Raw genomic sequence first — 21,658 nt, 5'->3', positions numbered from 1 at the left:
TGGTTATAATTATGAGAAAGTTAGTATTGTTTATTGCAACGAGTTTGGACGGATACATAGCAACAAAAGATGAGTCTTTAGATTGGCTATTTAATTCCGAAGGCGAAGGGGATAATGGTTATTCAGAGTTTTATGATACTGTTGATACAGTTTTGATTGGCAAAAAAACTTATGATTGGATAATTAAACACGAAACTGGAGATTTCCCGTATAAAAACAAGGAATGCTATGTTTTTACAAGGTCTTCTATTAAGGATAACGAAGATGTAAGTTTTATTAATGAAGATATAGCTAGTTTTACAGACCAACTTAAAAACCAAGAGGGAAAAAATATTTGGATTGTGGGTGGGGGAGAATTGCTACAATCTTTTGTAGAGGAAAAGTTAGTTGATGAAATTATTCTAACAGTTGCCCCAACTGTAATCGGAAAGGGAATTCCATTATTTAGAGAAGGTGATTATCAACTAGACCTATCATTAAAGGGTACTAGAAAATTCAATCAGTTTGTAGAGCTACATTATACGGTTAAAAATCTATGCTTGTTGAACTAAACGGTGCTTTAACACAATAAGAAGATCGTCAATATGGCGGTCTTTTTGAACTATAGTTGAATGTAAGAATTGGTATTATGATATATATACTAATCAGTGGGGTGGAACGTAATGACTGTTGGGAAAACCTTCATTTCACAGCATTTCTATAAATAAATGATTGATATTTTGATCAATCTTTTTTATAAACATCGCAATTTTTTACAAATAATCAAACTTTATCTAAATACACATCTAGTGTCTGTCCCCCATTAGGAGGAGGGGAACAGGCACAATAGACACTTAGTATCTTTTGCGTAGGGGAATGATTTGCCCTCTAATTTCCCCACCAGGATTTTGTTCGGTATGAGCATTTACATACGTCAATTCTTTTCGCATTAGTATGAGTAAGTCATTGACATTTTTTACACCTGCGTCATTAGGAACGATGTCCTTATCTGTAATAATTCCTGTAACTACTCCTCTGCGAGTGGTTATCCCATTTTGATCTTCTAAAGTCGCTAGGTCAGCCCCGAAAAGGAAGACGAGAACGGGTCCATTTTCATCACGGGCTCCAAAGTGAATATGCGCTTGAATAAAATTTCTAATATTGTTGACTTCTAGCTCAAATTTAATTTTTGTGCAATCCTTATTAGCGAGAAATTTAGCTACTCCAAAAGCATCTGTCCTTACTGGAGGTACTTCGTTTACCCCTCTTAACTTAGCGATAAATCTCTCCATAAATTTCACCTCCTTAATATAGGGTATGTAAATCGAAATAACTTTGTATAGGTAAGAGGATTACGTGCTAAAAAGGAGGCAAATGAAGAGATTATAAAATTCAAGTAACAGACGATTTTTTTATCTTAAGGGCAGAAGCCGAAGCTGATCCTAGAACTTCAAGAGGTGGAGGGAATGGAGCAATTATAAGGGAGGATATGGTCGTTAATGTTGAAGTTAAATGGTGTGATAATGAGGAATTTTCTGAATTAGATGAAAAAGAGTGATTGATTACTAATTTACTTGGTACTTTAATCAAGTAGGGGCTGTCCAAAAGTCAATGTTGACAATGGTACATTCCTATCTATGCTTCGTTCAGAATGCTTTTACTTATTCGCTTCAAATGCTGCTGTTTTTTTGCTCCCGATTAGATACAGCAACAAAATAATAATCATTAAAGCAGCAGAATAGCTAAAGGTCATGCCATATCCTGCAAATTTTGCTAAGAATCCAAGCCCAATTGATCCAATGGCCAAACCAAAATCAATAAAAATAAGCAGCATTGAATTGGCTGTTGCTTTTTTCTCGGGTGGAACAAGGGTTAATGCCCAAGCTTGTCCAATTGGATGGATTATGGCAAAAGCGATTCCGAATAATGCCCCGGAAACGAGAACCATCACCATATTAGTAGAGAAGCCTAATAAGATCAAGCCTACAGCCCCTGAAATAGCAGCTGGAATAATAAGGATTCTGTGACCGAATCGATCAAAAATTTTACCGGAGAAAGTACGAACTAATACCATTGCAATCCCCTGTGCGATGAAGAACTGCGAAATACTTCCGCCAACATTGATCTCATTACCAAACGCCCCCATAAAGTTTACCGTTCCAGCAATTGTCATGTAATTTAACGATACCAAAATACACGGAAGAAGGACGCGCTTATCGAACATGTACTTATAGAAAGGTTCATTAGCGGTAGTCTGTGGAATTTCCTTTTCTTGTTTAACTGTATTCTTTGTAAAAAAACTGCACACAAGTGAAAAAGACATAAGGCCCAGAGTCAACATCATCAACGACTGGAAAGAATAATTTGCAAGATAAGCAATAGCGATTAGTGGTCCAATTGTCGTCCCAACGCTTGTAGACATTGCGAAAAAAACAATGCCCTCACCTAATCGAGATTTAGGAACAATATTACTTGATATCGTAAAGACCAACATCGTAAGCATACTAAAACCAATACCTTGTAGTGCTCTAATGAATATTAAAAATCCGATGGACTGATTTACAAAAGTAAGACCGATTGTGCCCAAAAAATAAATGAGGGAAATAATGAGGAGTAATTTCATGTTAACTTTTTGGATAATTACACTTGCAAAAAAGCGTGTAATTAGTGATGCTGTCATTAAGGTTGTGGTCATTATTCCTGCAATCGCAGGATTATCATTAATGGCTGTTACAAAGATGGGGAAACCTGCAGTAATCATATAAAAAGAAGCGAACATGACTAAAGACAATAATATAATAATTAAATACTGGTGTGTCCATAGTTTAACTTTTACCTTACCCATGGTATATAAGACCGCCTTTCAATGGCTATATCTAAAAGTAGTGATGATTTAAACGAGGAAATTGCTTTTTAAATCATGCCAAATGTATTCTTTCCTTATTTTTAAAAAATATTTAGAGTTGTTTTCAATCAAAGCAATTAATAATAAAAATACTATCCTGTTGAAGACCACCTTATTACCCGAACTTTTCAATCATTGAACATGCAAGCGAAGAAGAGAACGAGAAGGAATTTAATCAGAACATAATATCGCACATGGTTCTAAAAAAGTAATGTTAAAGGATTATTTCCAACATAATAGGATTATAGACATAAGGAGTGTTTTTACTAACGGGGAAGGAAGAAGCACCTTTCTGTTGAATTTATGCAGGATGTTTAGCTTAAGAAGATTAAGCATAATTCAATAAAGTGGATAGAATAAGCTTAAGGTTATTGAAATAACAAGAAAAATTACGATTATTCTCATAGGTCTTATAGTAACTTTTTCTATCCCTGGTATAAGCTTGGCCAAAAATGAGGAACAAAAATTAGATCAGCCCGAGAAAAACGATTAAAACTATTAGAACCAGATAACCCAGTAAATATTTATCGTTCTGAGTATGAACCTCCTTTTCCTCCAGAGGCATATTCCATAAATGAAGTAATAAAATCTGGACAAGTTATTCCGTTTCAGGTTACAAGTAATTACTGTTATGTATTCCGATGCACTTCCAAGTTTGACGGAGTGGTATTTCGTGCCATTTAGTTTAATAACAGATATTAGATAGAAAAAATGGCTTGGAGAATTATCCAAAGCCATTTTTTACTGTGAATTTATTAGTGAAAATTATGTGATTATAGCGTGTTTAACTTGTGATTTACTTTTTTGCACCTCACACAAGTAAACCCGTTAATACTCAATGCACTAGACCAATATTATTTCCATATCTTTTCTGCAAATTCATCTCTACCAGATTTAGCACGATCTTCTTTATAATGGGTTTCATTCTTTTTATAGTAATCCTGATGATATTCTTCGGCAGGATAGAACCTGACCGCTGGAAGGATTTGCGTTACAATCGGTTTAGAAAATTTACCACTGTCTCCTAATTCCTTTTTGGAAGCTTCAGCAGCACGCTGTTGTTTTTCATCATGATAAAAAACGGCAGTTCGATAGGAGTCTCCCCGATCGTGAAATTGGCCACCGTCATCAGTGGGATCAATTTGACGCCAAAACACTTCCAAAATAGTTTCATAGCTTATACTGTTTGGATCATAGGTTATCTTAACAGCTTCATAATGACCAGAAGAACCAGCCTTAACATCTTCGTAAGTAGGATTTTCTACATGTCCGCCGGTATATCCGGAAACAACGCTATGAACCCCATCCCAACGGTCAAATGGCTTTACCATACACCAGAAGCAGCCACCGGCAAAAGTTGCTGTTTTATGCTCAGTCATTTATTTTCCTCCAATCTTCAACTAAAATAGTTACAATTTATAATATGTTTAGTAAGATAGCGTTAGATAATAATTTACTATAACATAACTAAAAGCAGGTGACACAATGGAAGAACCGCATGTACATAAAATTTTTACGGGTAAGGTGAATCAAGTTGGTGAGAAGAACTCTCCAGATCGTATGAACAGACCATGGGAAAGTGGAATGTTTAAAAGTGAATTTGATGAAAAAATATGGTTAAGTCAATCAGGACTTTCAGGAGATGAAGTTGCTGATAAAAAGAATCATGGAGGCCCGGAAAAAGCAATTTTCGCCTATCCGTTAAAGCATTATATGAATTGGCAGGAAGAACTTAAGATTGATTCAATTGGTATGGGATCGATGGGTGAAAACTTTGCTGTTCTTGAAATGGATGAGTTTACCGTATGTATCGGTGACACATATAAAATTGGCGAGGCAATTATCCAGGTTTCACAGCCCCGCCAACCATGTTGGAAGCCAGCTCGCCGTTTTCAGGTGTTGGATTTTGCATTGAGAATTCAAAATAGTGGAAGAACCGGCTGGTATTTCCGAGTGCTAAAGGAAGGCCATATCCAGGCACCCGCAGATATGGAATGTATAGACCGCCCATATCCCCAGTGGTCCATCGCTGCCTGCAACGAGATAATGCACGTATATAAAGATGACCTGCGTCTGGCAGATGATCTTGCTTCATGCGATCTCTTAGCTGAAAACTGGAAACGAACACTGGGTAAACGGTTGCGTGGCCAGGATGCCAATGTAGAGAAACGTGTTTTCGGTCCAAATAAATAAGTCTTTTTAATTATGCCGCCTTTTATAGATTCGTTTATCATTATAGAAAAGTTGCCTAATTATAATGCTACTCTCCTTCTAGTACATGCACATTTACTCTATGCTTTCGGCTTGTATCAGAGATTAACCGGTGTAGCTGGATGTACATAAGCCCACTCTTATATGTTGCTTTTATTTTATCTGACCGTACTGGAAAAGGCAGGGAGATGGTTCTATCAAAGACACCTTGTAATATCTCTTCTTGCACAACTGTTCCTCCTGCATTTTCCATGTCGATCGAACCTTTTAACTCCAAGGTGGCATAATCGACATAGATATCAATCTTATGCATATCATCTAGACCAGGCATATTTACAATACAGGTTAATTCATTGTCTGATTTATACATGTTAATTGGGGGAATTGTGGGTTTAATTGTTCCTTCGAATTCAGTCCAGAATTTATCACCGAAAAAGTGATCCATATTCTTTTTCCAATCACTCATTTGTTTAAATGGATCCATAACCTCACCTCATCGTTTGGATTAATTTATATATAATATGCCCAGAATCCCAATGTGGTGAGACGATAACTAAAGAGGGAACGCATGCACTGTTTCCGGCAGCAGTGCAAACAATATGTACATTGTGCATGCCATCATAAATAGTTTCATATGAATTAGAATTAAGGTATTCTAATAGGAAGAAGTAGGAGGGTTAGCTTTGCTGAGTAACGCGTTTGTAATGGTTGCAATTATTCTGTTGATCAATATTGTGTATGTATCTTTATCGACTGTTCGTATGATTCTAACATTAAAAGGACGACGGTATATAGCAGCATTTGTTAGTATGTTTGAAGTTGTCATCTACGTTTTGGGTCTCGGTTTAGTATTAGACAACCTGGATCAAATCCAGAATTTAGTGGCATATGCAGTCGGCTTCGGTACTGGAGTTATAATTGGAACGAAAATAGAAGAGAAGCTTGCATTAGGTTATATTACTGTAAATGTAATTTCATCTAATCCGGATATTGAATTTACCCGTAAATTAAGGGATAAGGGATATGGTGTAACAAGCTGGTTTGCATATGGGATGGATGGCGATCGTTTGTCCATGCAAATATTAACGCCAAGAAAATATGAATTAAAACTTTATGAAACCATCCAGAATATTGATCCTAAAGCATTTATCATCTCCTATGAACCGAAGCAAATTCATGGCGGATTCTGGGTGAAGCAGGTGCGTAAAGGCAGATTAATGAATCCGAAGAAAAAGAATCCTGTTGAAAAACAACCAGAGACCCCACGTGAAGAACAGCAGGTCTCAGATAGTAAGGAAGTTCAGAAATCCGACCCTAATGAAACAAAGGAATAACTAGTAGTTAAAAATGAGTAGATCCAAATGGTCTATTCATTTTGTTTTATTCGCAGTTTTCGTATAAAATGAATAGAAGATACTGAATCTTTACAAATTAAAGAATGATAGTACTGCCATCATATTTAAGTGATAAGTATAATAATTAAAGTAGTAATAATTTCCTATAACTCCGTACAAATAACAAAAGCGTTAAACTTTATTTATTTTCCATTAATAATCCACATAGTTATAAATTGGAATAGTTAATTGTCGAGGGGGGACAAAAATGCGAAATATACCAATTATTCAAAGTCAGCTTACACCACCACCTATAAGAGACAGGTTTGTACGACGTAATAAATTATCCAAAAAACTTATGGCTATACAGAAGAAGCCATTAACCTTATTAATTGCTGGGGCAGGTTATGGAAAAAGTACGACGCTCTCTTTGTATATGCATGATGTAAATACGGAATCATGCTGGTATTCGATATCTCACCGTGATGATGACATTCTACCCTTCCTTACAAAGTTATTACAATCCATTAGACAAAAGCATCCTATGTTCGGTGAGTCTATAATGAAAGAATTGGACACGCTTGACAACTATATAAGTAGTGAAATAATCTATTCGTTTGCCTCACATTTTATTAATGAAGTTATGGAACTGGAAAGTCAAATCGTGATAATTTTAGACGACTTCCATCATGTTATAAACTCCAATGATATTGAAATGTTTGTATTATACTTAGTTGATCACGTCCCCTCTAATTTACACATCGTAATATCAAGTAGAAATAAACCTAAATGGGATGCGATGGCTAAGCTGAAAATGGAAGGAGAATTGCTGGAAATCACCCAAACGGATTTGTCATTATCACCCGATGAAATGTATTTTATTTTGGAAGATATATATCACTTACGTGTGAAAGATGAGGATATTGATAAGATTTATCAGTTAACGGAAGGATGGACGATCGCGTTTAACATGTTGGCTCAGCAATTAAATGGGGATACAACTGTTGAGAAAGTCATTCAGAATCGACAGAGCTCACTGGAGGATTTGTTCGACTACCTGGCCTCAGAAGTTTTGTCAAAACAATCACTAATTATGCAGCAATTTCTGCTTCAATCCAGCGTGATGGAGATTTTATCTCCTGTAGGTTGTGATCATATCCTGCAAATTAATGGCTCAGGAGAAATTCTAGCAGGATTGGTTGAGCAAAATTTATTTATTGTGTCTGGAGAAGGGCATTATTACCGTTACCATGCATTATTTAAAGCCTTCTTAGAAAACCGTTTATTTAAAACCTACAAGAATGAGTATGAAGGTCTGCATAAGAGAGCCGGAAATTACTATGAAAGAGAAGGAAACATAGAGGCAGCCCTTTATCATTATCGAAAAATTAAAGAATATAACACGATAGCCTATTTATTAAATAAGCATGGACTGCAGATATTGCAATCTGGTAGACATCAGAATTTATATGAAATGCTGTTGGTTTTACCAAATGAATATAAGAATATATATCCATTGCTTTATTTTTTTCAGGGTGAGATTGAGCGTTACAGATCATTATTTGAACAAGCAGAAAAAAACTATGAAAAGATATTAGCCATCATATCTGAGGATGATCAATCCTATTATTACCTTGCAGGACTTGCGTTGGAAGGTAAGGCAAGAATCTATCTTGATACGATTCAACCTGACAGAGCGGAAAGGTTCGTGAATCAAGCTATCCATATGCGTGAAAAAGCCAATGCCCCTAAAGAAAAAATGTCACAATTATATCAACTGATGGCGGAAAACCTGTTGAATGCCGGCCAGGCAGTAAAAGCAGAGAATTGGTTTAATCGTGCAAAATTACTGGACTTGCCAATGGAAGAAAGTAACTTACAAGCAAGAATCTATCTGCGTACAGGAAGATTGGCGAAAGCTAAAGATTTTTTAATGAAACAAAAGTTAACTAATCAGGAAAAAAATAAGAAGCATTTATCGCAGTCGCATAGGGAAACGGATTTGATACTATCTATTATTGAAGCGTTTATGGGTAACGCGGATGAAAGTAAACAGCTGGCTTCGGATGGAATTCAATTGGGTCTATCTATTCAGTCACCTTTTGTGGAAGCATGTGGTTGGATGAGAATGGGGCATGCGATACAGTTAGTTGATTATTATGATATGGATCTGGCAATTCAATGTTATGAAACGGCTCTTCAATTAATGGGAGAAATTAATGTCTCAAGGGGAAAAGCAGAACCCTATATGGGTTTGTCTATTTTATATGGAAAAAGACTTGCATATGAAACAGCAATTGAAAACGCCAAAAAAGGATTAATAGAAACTGAAAAAGTAAATGATCGCTGGCTAAGTGCTTTTATCAAAATAGGGATAGGAATAGCAGAAGTGTATAACAAAAATATGAATGCAGCAATAAAAGTTATTGATGGAGCACAGGCGGATATGCTTGCCTGCGGTGACCGATATGGAATAATGGTTACTGCGTTTTGGGGAGCGTATATTTCATTGGAAAAGGGAGATGAGCGTAAATTTAAGCTTGAAATGGAAGTGTTCCTTCAAGAAGTTCAAGCAGAGGAATTTTCCTTTTTCCTAAAAAAACCAACTGCATTTGGACCGACAGATTTGCAAAATATTGCCCCTATGTTATTAAAAGCAAAAGACCTTGAAATCGCTCCTCAATTTACTGCTCAATTAATTTATGAGCTTGGCTTTGCAGGAAATATAAAAAGGCATCCTGGCTATACACTGGTTATTCATACACTAGGCCAATTAAATGTATGGAAAGGAACAAAAAAGATAGAACATCAAGAATGGCAACGAGAAAAAGCGAAGGAACTTTTTGTGCTTTTTGTTACAAATAGAAGCAAGCTATTATTAAAGGAAGAAATCTATCACTATCTCTGGCCAAACGAAGAGGAAACAGTTGCTGAAAAGAAGTTCAAAGTAACTCTGAATGCACTTTTAAAGGCATTGGATCCACAAAGAAAGGCGAGGGAGGAATCGTTTTTTGTTTTTCGAAAAGGCAGTGGATATAAGTTGAATCCACATGCTGGGTATGAGCTGGATATAATTATATTTGAAGATTTCATCTCTAGAGGGTTAAAAGAAAAAGAGCCAAAGCGTTCTGGTGAATTACTTGAAAAAGGATTGAAGCTATACCGGGGTGACTACCTGGAAGATTTTCGCACATTAAGTTGGAGCGCAGCGGAGAGGCATCGCCTGCAATTGTTATTTTTGCGAGGTGCAGAAAAGAGGGCGCAGTTAGCTGTTCGATTGCTTGAGTTTAATTTGTGTATTGACTGGTGTGAAAAGATTTTAGAGAAAGATAATACGTGGGAGGAAGCCTACCGGTTGATCATGTATAGTTATTATCAGAATAACAACCGTCCACAAGCTGTCAGGTGGTACGAAAAGTGTTGTGACATTTTGGAAGAAGAGTTAGGTGTTGAACCAATGGATTCAACAAGAGAAATGTATCATTTGATTATTGGGTCGGAAGAGTTGGATGTGTATTGATTAGGAGGCAGGCTTTTATGAAAGAGCTAATAGTGATAGTTAGATGAGAAAAACCTTGGTCCTAGTAAGAAACTTGCAATGGCTATAGTTGAAAATGTGTTGATATTTTTAGTATGAGTTAGATCATTGCTAGGTCACGATCAATGAAATCCACTTAGTCGTTATTTATTTTGTAGAAGTCTTTGAAAGTAATTCTTCTGGTCTCATAAGACGAAAAACGGTTAGCACTATAACTTCCTAGTGGAAGTGTGACTCCAATAGTTGACCTAATTTGGGCGAGAATGCTCCTTCCTCAATACGCGGCAGCGTTAGGGTGGGAGGATGCCCCAATATCCATGAATTAGCTCATATAGTTCATTCAAATCCTGCCACCTTGATTACCTCTGCTGTCAAAAAACGCTATTTCCTCCATTTAATCCACCACCTCTAAAGGATCTCTGTTTGTCATTCTTAACCTACCATCCTAGTGTAATCCTACCAAAAAAAAGATAGTTGCAAAAAAAATCAAAAAAGGCCTTGATAATTATTAGAAAGTTCTATATAATTTAAAAGTGAGAGGTGATTCATGTGTCAGAATTAAAGGGGATTCAGTTAACAAAAAAAGGCATGAAGACTAGACAGAAAATATTGGATACGGCAGAAGAAGTGATTGGTGAGAAGGGTTATTTCGATACGTCAATCGTAGAAATAACAGTAAAAGCAGGGGTAGCTCAAGGGACTTACTACAATTATTTTCCAACAAAAAAGGCGATTTATGATGAATTGGTTTATCAATTAAGCTCCAGCTTGCGTCATCATATCAAATTGTCCATGGAAGAAAAATCATCATTTAATGAAAAGCAACGTGCTGGATACTCGGCCTTTTTTGACTGGGTGATTAATCACCGGAATTTGTATAGCATTATCCAACAGTCTGTATTAGTAGATAAGCAATTATATCGCTGGTATTACGAAAAGCTGGCAAATGGGTTCATTCAATCGATTGAGAAGGCAGTTTCCGATAAAGAATGTAAACCGCTTAATCCAGAAACAGTTGCCTACTGTTTAATGGGAATTGGGCAATTTCTCGGGATGCGTTGGGTGTATTGGGAAGAGGAGTCTGTACCAGCTCATGTATTTGATGAAGCAATGGAATTGATCTTTAACGGATTAGCTGATAAGGAGGTGAAATAATTGGAGAATATAGCCTATTGGATTCATAAACGGGCTTTGATCACACCAGTTAGAGTTGCGGTAATTAGTAAATCCAGTCAAAGTACCTATCAGGAATTATCTCGAAAAATTAACGAAATGGCAGCTGCCCTACGTCATACATATTTTCTGGAAAAAGGCGACCGAGTAGCTATTTTATCGCAAAATCGTGAAGAATATGTGGTTGCTTATTTTGCGATTGCTCAGCTAGGACTAGTCGCTGTCCCTTTGAATATACGGCTAACTACATCAGAATTAGCGTTTCAAATTAAGGATAGTGGAGCGAAAACGATAATCTATGAAGAGGAAACAGAGAGTTTATTCCAAGAAATTTGTCATCACACCGACTTTGAAAGCGCTTACCAGTTTGATCGAGTTGAGAGGGATTATTCCAATAAACCTTTGCTGGTTGAGGAGATTGATGTTAAAAATGACCCATTTATAATCTGCTATACCTCTGGAACAACGGGAAGGCCTAAGGGTGCTGTGCTAACACAGGAAAATATGTTCTGGAATGCCATAAATAATCAATACGCAATTGAGATAACGTCATCAGATAAATCAATTGTTCTCTTACCGCTTTTTCATATTGGTGGGATAGGATTATTTGCATTTCCTACGTTGCTTGCTGGAGGAACGATTGTCATACCAGGGAAATTCGATCCGGGAAATGCTATACGTGCCATTGAAGACTATCAAGTAACAATAGTCATGGGGGTTCCTGCCATACATGATGCCATCAGAAGAAATTCTTTATTCGAAACTGCCAATTTCGATTCGGTAAGATGGTTCTATAACGGGGGTGCACCATGTCCGAAAGAATTAATCAATGCATATCTAGACCAGGGTCTGCCATTTGGTCAAGGCTTTGGTATGACAGAAACATCTCCCACTATCTTTATGTTATCAAAAGAAGATTATAAAAGAAAAGTAGGATCCATTGGAAAGCCTGTTCTGTTTTGTGATATTTCCATTGTGGATGATAAGGGAGAAGCCGTTGAACAGGGGGAAATTGGCGAACTACTAATTAAAGGGCCAAATATTATGAAGGAATACTGGGGTCTTCCTGAAGAAACAAAGGAAACCATACGCGATGGATGGCTATATTCAGGTGATTTGGTGAGACAAGATAACGAAGGATTTATTTACGTAGCCGGCCGGAAGAAAGATATGATTATTTCTGGTGGAGAAAATATTTATCCATTAGAGGTGGAACAGGTCATTAAAGAACTTCCGGGAATCAATGAGGTTGCTGTTATCGGTGTAGAGGATGATAAGTGGGGAGAGGTACCTATTGCCTTTGTCTCTTTAAATGAAGGGTCAGTCCATGAAGCGGAGATTAAGAGATTTGCCTTAACGAAGCTTGGTAAATATAAGGTCCCTAAAAGGATAATCATCATGGATGAGCTTCCTAAAAATGCAACAGGCAAGATTAACAAAAAGGATTTATTCAGTAAAGGGGTGAATTAAGGTGGAGTTTTCAATTGGACAATCTGCTCAATTTTCAAGAACAGTAACCGAAACAGATTTTATTCTCTTTGCAGGATTAAGTGGTGATTATAATCCTGTTCATGTGGATTATGAATACGCTAAACGAACATATTTTGGCGAAAGAATCAGTCATGGTTTATTAACTGCAAGCTACTTATCCAGATTACTGGGTATGCATTTACCAGGGCCAGGGTCCGTATATGTATCTCAAACCTTATCATTTGTAAGACCGGTATATATAGGAAATACGATTACAGCAAAAGCAGAAATTACTGACATAGATAAAGAGAAACGATTACTAACCTTACACACAACATGCAGGAATCAGGATGATCACATCGTTTTGGATGGTGAAGGGGTAATGAAGTTACCAAAGGAGGAGTTAGATAGATGATCGGGATAGAGGCAACTAGTATTTTTGAACCTGAATATATAGAGACAGCGGCCGATTTGGCAAAGAAAACATCCATTCCTGAAAAAGTGATTATAGAGAAGTTTGGACTCCGGCAAAAAAGAGTAGCACGTGAGAGTATGCATGCATCTGATCTGGCTGTTGCAGCTGGGAGGGGAATATTGGAGAATATCGATCCGAAAGCAATCGATGTCGTTATTTATTTCGGTAGTCCTTTCAAGGATTATCAGGTTTGGACTGCATCCTCAAAAATTCAATATGAACTAGGGACTATCAACGCTTTTTCATTCGAACTAATGAATGTTAGTTCATCCTTTCCGGTTGCACTAAAGGTTGCGAAGGATATGCTTTATTCGGATAAGGATCTGAAGAATATTTTATTGGTTGGGGGATCCAAGGAATCTATGATTGTTAATTACGAAAACCCTCGTTCTAGGTTTATGTTTAACTTTGCCGATGGGGGGGCGGCTGCATTAGTAACAAAGAACCCAACGAAAAGTGAAATCCTGAGTTCTTCCATCATTACAGATGGCTCATTCAGTCAGGATGTGCTTGTACCAGGTGGTGGTTCTGTAAAACCGGTAAGTAAAGAAGTAGTTGAAAAGGAGGAACATTATATTGATGTGCCAGATCCGTTACGTATGAAGGAGAGATTGGATCCTGTATCAATTCCTAATTTTACCAAGGTTATTAAGCAGGCATTAGAAAAAAGTGATGCCAGTCTTGAAGATTTAAAAATGCTTTTACCACTTCATACTAAGAGATCTATGTTTACTGAAATTCTCGGGAATCTCGGACTATCAGATAAACAGGCTATATATTTAAATGAACACGGGCATATGTCGGCATTAGATCCTTGTTATGGCCTTTATTTGGCCGAAGAGAGAGGCTTGCTTAACAGTGGTGACATCGCTGTTGTTGTTTCAGCGGGAACAGGCTATACATGGGCAGCTACAGCAATTCGCTGGTTAGCATAATAGATTTGTAACTTCCTTGTAACCGTTACTATTTATTATTGTATTTAAGTTAGAAGAAAACTATAGGGGGTAAAAATAATGAGATGGAAAAGTAAAGTTGGTTTGATCGTTGTGATGATGTTCACCTTACTTATTGTAGCAGCTTGTGGAGGCAGTGAAGAAGCTTCAGGTGGTTCAGAGGATACTAAGGATACCGAGGATACCAAGGATACCATTAAAATTGGTGTGCTTGCTTCAGTAACTGGGGCATTGGAAAGCTATGGTGCACAGACCCAACGAGGATTTGAATTGGGATTGGACTATGCAACAGATGGCACAATGGAAGTCGCAGGTAAGAAGATTGAATTTATTGTGAAAGATACCGAGACAGATCCTACCGTTGCTCGTCAAGCTGCAATAAGTCTGCTTGAAGATGAAGAAGTGGATTTCCTGGTAGGTTCATCTAGTTCGGGGGATACATTGGCTGTAACTCCTTTAGCAGAGGAATATGAAAAGATTATGGTTGTTGAACCAGCAGCAGCAGATAGTATTACTGGTTCTGAGTACAATGATTATGTCTTTAGAACAGCAAGAAACTCATCTCAGGATGCCGCTGCAGCAGCTGCAGCCGTTGCCGGTGAAGGTGTCACCATTGCAACTCTTGCACCAGACTATTCATTTGGACATGATGGTGCTAAAGCTTTTATCGAAGCAGCAGAGGCATTGGGTGCAGAACTAGTTCTTGAGGAATATGCAGATCAAGCTGCTACAGACTTCACAGCTAATATTCAAAAGGTTATCGAATCAGACCCTGATTTCTTGTATGTTGTTTGGGCAGGGGCAAATACGCCATGGAACCAAATTGTGGACATGAGAGTACAGGAGCAAGGCATTATGGTTACAACAGGGGTGGCTGATATTGCAACACTTCCTTCCATGGCTCCACTTGTTGGCATGAAGGGATTCACCCTTTATTACCATACCTTACCTGACAATGAAGTAAATGACTGGTTAGTAGAAGAACACCAAAAAAGATTTGATGGTGCAGTTCCAGATCTCTTCACAGCAGGTGGAATGAGTTCAGCAATCTCCATTATTCATGCGCTTGAATTAACAGAAGGTGATACAGATACAGATCTTTTAATCGAAACGATGGAAGGAATGAGCTTTGAAACACCAAAAGGTACGATGACATTCCGTGCAGAGGATCACCAGGCATTACAGGAAATGTATTCCGTTACCTTAGAAGAAGGGGATGAATACCCTGTTCCAGTTCTGGAGCGTGTATTAACACCAGAAGAAACAGCACCACCAATTATGAATCAGTAGTTTAGGATAGTGGATAACGCAAAAACAGTGGTTGAAAGGGATCCAATAGGTGTTCACGGTGCTTCCAACCGGAATCCGGGAGGAATACTCCCACAAATGAAACAGCGCTGCTTGAATCAATAACACCAGGGGTCTGACCTAAAAACTACAAAAACTTTTAAATATCTAGAAAATGCCCTTGCCCTTTATGTAAGGTGAGGGCTTTACCTATTGTAAGGAAGGGGGATAAAGATGAAAGCTATTTTAGAAACAAGGGATTTAACTATCGCCTTTGGGGGGCATTTAGCTGTTGATAGAGTATCTATAGAGATACCAGAGAAAAAATTCACCTCGATTATCGGGCCGAATGGTGCAGGTAAAACAACTTTTTTCAATCTTCTCAGTGGTCAGTTATCTCCTACTAAAGGATCCATATTTTTTAAAGGAAATGAGATCACAAAGCTTTCGACGACGGAACGTACGCGCATGGGAATTGGGAGATCATTTCAAATCACCAATGTTTTTCCTAATTTGACCGTTCTGGAAAATGTTCGATTGGCCGTACAATCGGAGGCTAAAGTTCGTTATCAACTGTTCGCTCATTTTCTTCACTATAAGGAGTTCGTGGATAAAGCCCATGAATTATTAAAAACGGTATTCCTTGAGGGTAAAGCAAGTCAATTAGCGGTAAATTTGGCGCATGGAGAAAAAAGAAAGCTGGAAATAGCTATGCTTTTGGCACTTAATACGGAGTTATTATTGTTGGATGAGCCCACTGCTGGGATGTCGTTGGAGGAAGTTCCTGCAATCATTGACGTTATTAAGAAAATAAAACAGGAAAAGAATCGAACCATTATTTTAATTGAGCACAAAATGAATATGATTATGGACATGTCAGATGAAGTATTGGTCTTATATCATGGTGAACTGCTGGCAAAAGGAACACCAGAGGAAATCGTTAATAATGAAGCCGTTCAAACTGCATATTTAGGAGGTGAGTATGATGCAGAGCTTACTTAAATTAAATCAGGTAGAAGCATTTATACAAAAGTTCCATATTTTACATGACATTTCTTTTGAAGTTCCGAAGGGGGAGGCTACCGTACTGCTTGGAAGAAATGGAGCGGGTAAAACGACTACATTACGTACTATTATGGGGCTAAATCAGGTTTCTAAAGGCTCTATCACCTACAAGGGAGAAGACATTGGTAATATGAACCCGTACCAAATAGCAAATAAGGGAATTGGATTTGTACCTGAAGACCAAGGGATTTTCGGTGGTTTAACCATTGAGGAGAATATGAGAGTTGCAATGAAAAAAGAAGATGAAGAAACGACAAAACGGATGGAATGGGTACTAGAGCTATTTCCGGATTTAAAGAAATTTTGGAAAAAGGCTAGTGGACAATTAAGCGGTGGACAAAAGCAAATGCTTGCTATAGCAAGAGCCTATGTAAATGACAATGATTTATTACTAATCGATGAGCCAAGTAAAGGACTAGCACCAATTGTAGTCGAAAAGGTTACGGAATCTATTCAACAAATGAAGGAGCAAACAACGATTTTGCTTGTTGAACAGAACTTTATGATGGCAAGTAAAATCGGTGATCAGTTCTATATTATTGATGATGGGCAGATGGTTCATAGTGGTCAAATGGAAGAGTTGAAGGAAGACAAAGCAATAATGAAAAAATACCTTGGTATATCGTAGGAGGGGGGATCCTGTATGGAATTAATTTTTAGTTTAGTAATAAATGGTCTTGCTACAGGTATGTTAATATTCCTCCTTGCTGCAGGATTAACACTCATATTCGGCTTAATGCATGTATTGAACTTTGCACATGGTGGGTTATTTATATGGGGAGCATACACGGGTGTTTGGATTTTTCAAATGACTAATAGCTTTTTACTTGGTATTGTCTTAGCCATTATTATGGGATTACTACTTGGACTTGTTACAGAACGGTTAATTATCCGACCTGTATATGGAAATACCATACAACAAATTTTAATCACCTTAGGATTTATGCTTGTTCTCCAGGAAATGGTAAAGGTTGCTTTTGGACCTGATCAAAAGGCAGTTTTCCCACCTGAGTATTTACAGGGAAGCTTTCTGTTAGGAGATATCGTTCTAATCAAATACAGGCTGTTTATTATTGCAGTAGGGCTACTCGTATTTCTTGTTGCAACATTTATTTTAAAGCGTACCCGAATTGGATTAATTGTTCGTGCAGGTGTCATGGACAATGAGATGGTTCAATCACTTGGTATTAACATCAAGCTTGTGTTTATGCTTGTATTTATGGTTGGTTCTGCATTAGCATCACTTAGCGGTATACTATTTGCACCGTACTCTGGGGTGATTTATGCAGAGATGGGCTTGGAATTTTCCATATTAGCTTTCATTGTGGTCGTTATTGGAGGAATGGGTAGTTTTTCAGGATCCTTGCTTGCAGCATTATTGGTTGGATTGGCACAAGCGTTTATGGCATATTATGTACCGGCATTATCGCTTGCAGTAAATATGTTATTAATGCTCGTCGTTCTTATTTTCAGACCACAAGGCTTGTTTAGGGTAAAGGAGTGAGATGAACAATGAATTTACGTAACGTGAATACAAGCACCTGGATCTATTTAGCCATTTCCTTACTATTATTTATTGTTCCATTTATTGTAACGGGGCGAAGTATGCAGTTCATTATTATACAGATATTTATATTCGGCATTTTCGCGATGAGTTATGACATTATACTTGGCTATACAGGAATCATCTCATTTGGTCATGTGATGTTTTTTGGGATTGGGGCATATTCAACGGCCATTAGTATGGATCGTCTTGAACCAACGATAGGTTCTTTATTAATTGCAGTAGTCATTGCGACTATTATAGCTGCAATAGTGAGCTTCATTATAGGTGTTCTAACTCTGAGGCTCAAGAGTCACTTTTATGCCATGCTTACCTTGGCACTCGCAGGTTTGTTTCTTGTAGCGGCAGAAAAATGGCGATCTCTTACAAAAGGTAATGATGGATTTACCTTCTCATTACCAGAAGTTCTTCGTGATTCACAAAACTTATACATGCTTTGTGCGTTGTCCTTGATTGTTATATTCTTTGGCCTTAGGCGTTTTACACAGTCCCCTTTTGGCAAGGTTTTAACATCTATTCGGGAAAACGAAGGTCGGACCGAATCATTAGGCTACAACGTCTTACACTATAAGGTGATTGCTAGTATAGTCTCAGGCGTGGTAGCTAGCTTCGCTGGTGTGTTATATGCATTATCCCTTCGATTTGTTAACACAAGTGTATTCGCGACAGATGTGACGATCGACGTACTCTTAATGACAATTATTGGCGGGGTTGGAACATTGATAGGACCAATTATAGGTGCTGGACTAATAGAGGTTGCCCATCATTGGCTATCGAATTTATCTAACGTGCATTGGATATTTGAACGTTGGATCATTCTATATGGAATCGTTTATATATTGGTAGTAATATTTTTTCCTTTAGGGATTGTAGGTACAATACAGTCTAAGTTTACTAAACGCACTCCAAAAAAAATGAAAGTTAATAATAAACTAAAAAAGACTGGTTAAAAGAGGGGATCAATAGTGCAATCAGTTGGAATCGTAAGTACAGGAATATATTTGCCGGAAAAAAGAATGTTATCTCATGAAATAGCTGAACAGGCAGGAATTCCGGTAGAAGTTGTTGAACAAAAGATGGGTATAAAAGAAAAAAGAATACCAACTAATGATGATCATACAGGAGAAATGGGTGTTCGGGCTGCAAGAAAGGCTTTAGAAAAGGCGAATATAGATCCCAAAGCTATTGATCTGGTTATCTATATCGGAGAAGAGCACAAAGAGTATCCGTTATGGACAGCAGGAATAAAACTTCAACACGAGGTCGGTGCAGTAAACGCCTGGGCTTTTGATACTGCTTTGCGCTGTGGGACGACGATTATGGCCTTGAAGATAGCTAAAGATATGATGACAGCTGATGAAGAGATTAAAACGGTTTTGCTTGCAGGTGGCTATCGGAATGTTGATTTTATTAATTATCAAAATCCGCGCACACGCTTTATGTTTAATCTTGGAGCAGGTGGGGGGGCGGTCATTCTTCAAAAGGACTATAAGAAAAATGCCCTGCTTGGATCCCATTTAATAACTGATGGTGCTTTTTCTGAGGATGTGGTTGTAACGACAGGTGGTACAAAAAATCCAATTACCACAGAGTCCTTAAATGCAGGCCTATACCAGTTAGATGTCCTGGACCCCTCAGGGATGAAACAGCGTTTAGAGCAAAAGTCTATGGATAACTTTATTACCTGTATTGAAAAAGCGTTGGAGAAAAGCGGGTATACGAAAGATGATATAGATTATGTTGCTATGCTTCACATGAAGCGATCTGCACATTTATATATTTTGGATGAGCTGGGCGTGGATCATGATAAGTCTATATATCTGGAAAACTATGGACATATTGGGCAAATAGATCAGCTGTTATCATTGGAACTCGCTGAACAGCAGGGGAAACTTAAAGCAGGAGATATTATTGTATTTGTTTCTGCGGGCATTGGTTATGCGTGGGGAGCTAATGTTATTCAGTGGGGCGAGAATAGGGAGGGTTTATAAAATGCCAAGTATTAATTTGAAAAAAGTATCTTTGTCTAATGGGGAAGAGATAGCCTACCGGGAACGCGAAGGAGGAAAAGATGCTATTTTATTGGTGCATGGAAATATGACATCATCGGTGCACTGGGATGTAGCAATAGAAAGGTTATCACCAAACTATAAAGTATATGCTGTTGACTTACGTGGTTTCGGTGAGTCCAGTTACCATCATCCGATTTCATCTATTAAAGATTTTGCTGATGATTTGAAACTAGTAGTAGATGCAATTGGGCTGAGGGACTTTTCTCTTGCGGGGTGGTCTCTTGGTGGAGCGGTAGGTCAGCAGTTCTGTGCAGATTATCCAGGCTATTGTAATCGATTATTCTTACTGGTCTCAGCTTCTTCAAGGGGATATGCTTATTACCGTACAGGTGAAGATGGACTTCCAGATATAAATAATCGTATCGAAACATTAGCTGAAATATTTGAAGATGGCAAAAGGAAAAATGTTCAAACAGCCTATGATACATTGAATTATGATTTTCTTAGACAAATGTGGGATATGGTGATTTATAACAATAACAAGCCGGAAGAAGAAAAGTACCAAAAGTATTTGGCTGACATGACTAGCCAAAGGAATCTGGCCGAATGTTATCATGCATTGAATTATTTTAATTTAAGTGACGTTCATAATGGCCTGGTTGAGGGTGAAGGTAAAATTAAAAATATCAATGTACCTGTCATGATTGCTTGGGGAGAAAATGATATGGTGGTTACTAGGCAAATGACTGATGAACTCATAGAAGATTATGGTGAAAAAGCAGTCTATAAAGAGTTAGATGGTTGCGGTCACTCACCTTTTATTGATGACCCTGAGCAACTCCTTAACGTAATGGAACAATTTTTCTCAAACGAGATAGGTAAGGAGGTTGTATAGATGAATAGATTAAAAGATAAAGTAGCTGTTATTACAGGTGCAGCGAATGGAATTGGATTTCAAGCTGCTCGAACGTTTGCAAGAGAAGGTGCAACTGTTGTTATTGCTGATTTTGATCAGGAAAAAGGTGCAGAGAGCGAAGAACAATTAACTGCTGAAGGTATGAATTGTAAATTTATTCAAGTGGATGTTGCTGATCGCCAAAGCGTAGACGAAATGGTAGGCAAGGTAGTAGCTGAGTATGGTAATGTAGATATTTTAATTAATAATGCAGGAATTACCAGGGATGCCATGCTATCCAAAATGAAGCCTGAGCAATTTAAACAAGTGATTGATGTCAATTTAACTGGCGTGTTTAATTGTACGCAAGCAGTCCTTCCTTCAATGATTAGCCAAGGGAAAGGGAAGATTATTAGTACTTCGTCTGTTACAGGGGTATATGGCAATGTTGGCCAAACAAACTATGCAGCAGCAAAAGCCGGGATAATCGGTATGACAAAGACGTGGGCTAAGGAGCTTGCACGTAAAGGAATTAATGTGAATGCAGTTGTACCTGGATTTACAGAAACAAATATGGTAGAAGGTGTTCCAGAAAATGTTCTGGAAAAAATGAAAGCACAAATTCCAATGCAGCGACTTGGTAAACCTGAGGATATAGCGAACGCTTATTTATTTCTATCTTCAGATGAAGCAGATTATGTAAATGGTCATGTGCTGCACGTTGATGGCGGAATAATGATGTAACCAGATCCTTACCCAACTATTCATCGTTGGGTGAGGATTTTTTGAAAGGTAAG

The 21,658-nt window shown here is 37.8% G+C and carries 20 protein-coding genes; 16 read left to right on the top strand and 4 right to left on the bottom strand.

From position 1 onward, the window contains the following. Positions 1–11 precede the first annotated feature (11 nt). Positions 12–551 (top strand): dihydrofolate reductase family protein, encoded by a 540-nt coding sequence (locus QGM71_RS19125; protein ID WP_327609170.1) that lies wholly within the window; start codon positions 12–14, stop codon positions 549–551. Between the two features lie 282 nt (positions 552–833). Here the strand turns inward: QGM71_RS19125 and QGM71_RS19120 are convergent, their stop codons facing one another. From QGM71_RS19120 to msrA, 3 genes are all read right to left on the bottom strand, one after another. Beyond that, positions 834–1,271 carry a CHRD domain-containing protein gene (locus tag QGM71_RS19120; protein WP_327609169.1) on the bottom strand — a complete coding sequence of 146 codons (438 nt, stop codon included), beginning with the start codon at positions 1,269–1,271 and terminating at the stop codon, positions 834–836. A gap of 365 nt (positions 1,272–1,636) precedes the next feature. Continuing rightward, on the bottom strand, positions 1,637–2,824 hold the full coding sequence (locus QGM71_RS19115; RefSeq protein WP_327609168.1) for an MFS transporter: 1,188 nt from the start codon (positions 2,822–2,824) through the stop codon (positions 1,637–1,639). Between the two features lie 914 nt (positions 2,825–3,738). Then, entirely contained in the window at positions 3,739–4,263 is a 525-nt protein-coding gene (msrA, locus tag QGM71_RS19110) for a peptide-methionine (S)-S-oxide reductase MsrA (RefSeq protein ID WP_327609167.1), read from the bottom strand. 106 nt (positions 4,264–4,369) lie between these two features. On the opposite strand from msrA, the gene QGM71_RS19105 reads away from it, so the two are divergent. Further along, the gene (locus QGM71_RS19105; protein WP_327609166.1) at positions 4,370–5,077 is read left to right on the top strand and encodes an MOSC domain-containing protein; all 708 of its coding nucleotides are present in this window, start codon (positions 4,370–4,372) and stop codon (positions 5,075–5,077) included. A gap of 67 nt (positions 5,078–5,144) precedes the next feature. On the opposite strand, the gene QGM71_RS19100 is transcribed toward QGM71_RS19105, so the two are convergent. Then, on the bottom strand, positions 5,145–5,579 hold the full coding sequence (locus QGM71_RS19100) for an Hsp20/alpha crystallin family protein (RefSeq protein ID WP_327609165.1): 435 nt from the start codon (positions 5,577–5,579) through the stop codon (positions 5,145–5,147). A gap of 220 nt (positions 5,580–5,799) precedes the next feature. Here QGM71_RS19100 and QGM71_RS19095 point away from each other — a divergent pair, with 220 nt between their 5' ends. From QGM71_RS19095 to fabG, 14 genes are all read left to right on the top strand, one after another. Continuing rightward, entirely contained in the window at positions 5,800–6,429 is a 630-nt protein-coding gene (locus tag QGM71_RS19095; protein WP_327609204.1) for a DUF2179 domain-containing protein, read from the top strand. A gap of 268 nt (positions 6,430–6,697) precedes the next feature. Beyond that, positions 6,698–9,949 carry a BTAD domain-containing putative transcriptional regulator gene (locus tag QGM71_RS19090; protein WP_327609164.1) on the top strand — a complete coding sequence of 1,084 codons (3,252 nt, stop codon included), beginning with the start codon at positions 6,698–6,700 and terminating at the stop codon, positions 9,947–9,949. A gap of 606 nt (positions 9,950–10,555) precedes the next feature. After that, positions 10,556–11,122 (top strand): TetR/AcrR family transcriptional regulator, encoded by a 567-nt coding sequence (locus tag QGM71_RS19085; protein WP_327609203.1) that lies wholly within the window; start codon positions 10,556–10,558, stop codon positions 11,120–11,122. Continuing rightward, on the top strand, positions 11,123–12,610 hold the full coding sequence (menE, locus tag QGM71_RS19080; protein ID WP_327609163.1) for an o-succinylbenzoate--CoA ligase: 1,488 nt from the start codon (positions 11,123–11,125) through the stop codon (positions 12,608–12,610). It abuts the gene before it with no gap. Between the two features lies 1 nt (position 12,611). Then, complete coding sequence (locus QGM71_RS19075) at positions 12,612–13,025, top strand: MaoC family dehydratase (protein WP_327609162.1); 414 nt, start codon at positions 12,612–12,614, stop codon at positions 13,023–13,025. Continuing rightward, positions 13,022–14,020 carry a 3-oxoacyl-ACP synthase gene (locus tag QGM71_RS19070; RefSeq protein ID WP_327609161.1) on the top strand — a complete coding sequence of 333 codons (999 nt, stop codon included), beginning with the start codon at positions 13,022–13,024 and terminating at the stop codon, positions 14,018–14,020. The genes QGM71_RS19075 and QGM71_RS19070 overlap by 4 nt, the downstream gene beginning before the upstream one ends. A 78-nt stretch (positions 14,021–14,098) precedes the next feature. After that, entirely contained in the window at positions 14,099–15,328 is a 1,230-nt protein-coding gene (locus QGM71_RS19065) for a substrate-binding domain-containing protein (RefSeq protein WP_327609160.1), read from the top strand. 231 nt (positions 15,329–15,559) lie between these two features. Next, positions 15,560–16,327 carry an ABC transporter ATP-binding protein gene (locus QGM71_RS19060; protein ID WP_327609159.1) on the top strand — a complete coding sequence of 256 codons (768 nt, stop codon included), beginning with the start codon at positions 15,560–15,562 and terminating at the stop codon, positions 16,325–16,327. Continuing rightward, positions 16,311–17,018, top strand: coding sequence for an ABC transporter ATP-binding protein (locus QGM71_RS19055; RefSeq protein WP_327609158.1), 708 nt, complete (start codon positions 16,311–16,313; stop codon positions 17,016–17,018). Before QGM71_RS19060 ends, QGM71_RS19055 begins: the two co-directional genes overlap by 17 nt. Before the next feature lie 15 nt (positions 17,019–17,033). Beyond that, positions 17,034–17,894, top strand: coding sequence for a branched-chain amino acid ABC transporter permease (locus QGM71_RS19050; protein WP_327609157.1), 861 nt, complete (start codon positions 17,034–17,036; stop codon positions 17,892–17,894). Between the two features lie 8 nt (positions 17,895–17,902). After that, entirely contained in the window at positions 17,903–18,904 is a 1,002-nt protein-coding gene (locus tag QGM71_RS19045) for a branched-chain amino acid ABC transporter permease (RefSeq protein WP_327609156.1), read from the top strand. A 15-nt stretch (positions 18,905–18,919) separates the two neighbouring features. Continuing rightward, entirely contained in the window at positions 18,920–19,945 is a 1,026-nt protein-coding gene (locus tag QGM71_RS19040; protein ID WP_327609155.1) for a 3-oxoacyl-ACP synthase, read from the top strand. A gap of 1 nt (position 19,946) precedes the next feature. Next, positions 19,947–20,861, top strand: coding sequence for an intracellular short-chain-length polyhydroxyalkanoate depolymerase (gene phaZ, locus QGM71_RS19035; protein WP_327609154.1), 915 nt, complete (start codon positions 19,947–19,949; stop codon positions 20,859–20,861). Next, positions 20,862–21,605 (top strand): 3-oxoacyl-ACP reductase FabG, encoded by a 744-nt coding sequence (gene fabG / locus QGM71_RS19030; protein ID WP_327609153.1) that lies wholly within the window; start codon positions 20,862–20,864, stop codon positions 21,603–21,605. The last annotated feature ends 53 nt before the right edge of the window (positions 21,606–21,658 follow it).

It is taken from the genome of Virgibacillus tibetensis (assembly GCF_036026595.1).
Lineage (GTDB): Bacteria > Bacillota > Bacilli > Bacillales > Amphibacillaceae > Virgibacillus_P > Virgibacillus_P tibetensis.
The sequence above is the reverse complement of the archived record's forward strand: the minus strand, read 5'-3'. Positions and strand labels throughout refer to the sequence as shown.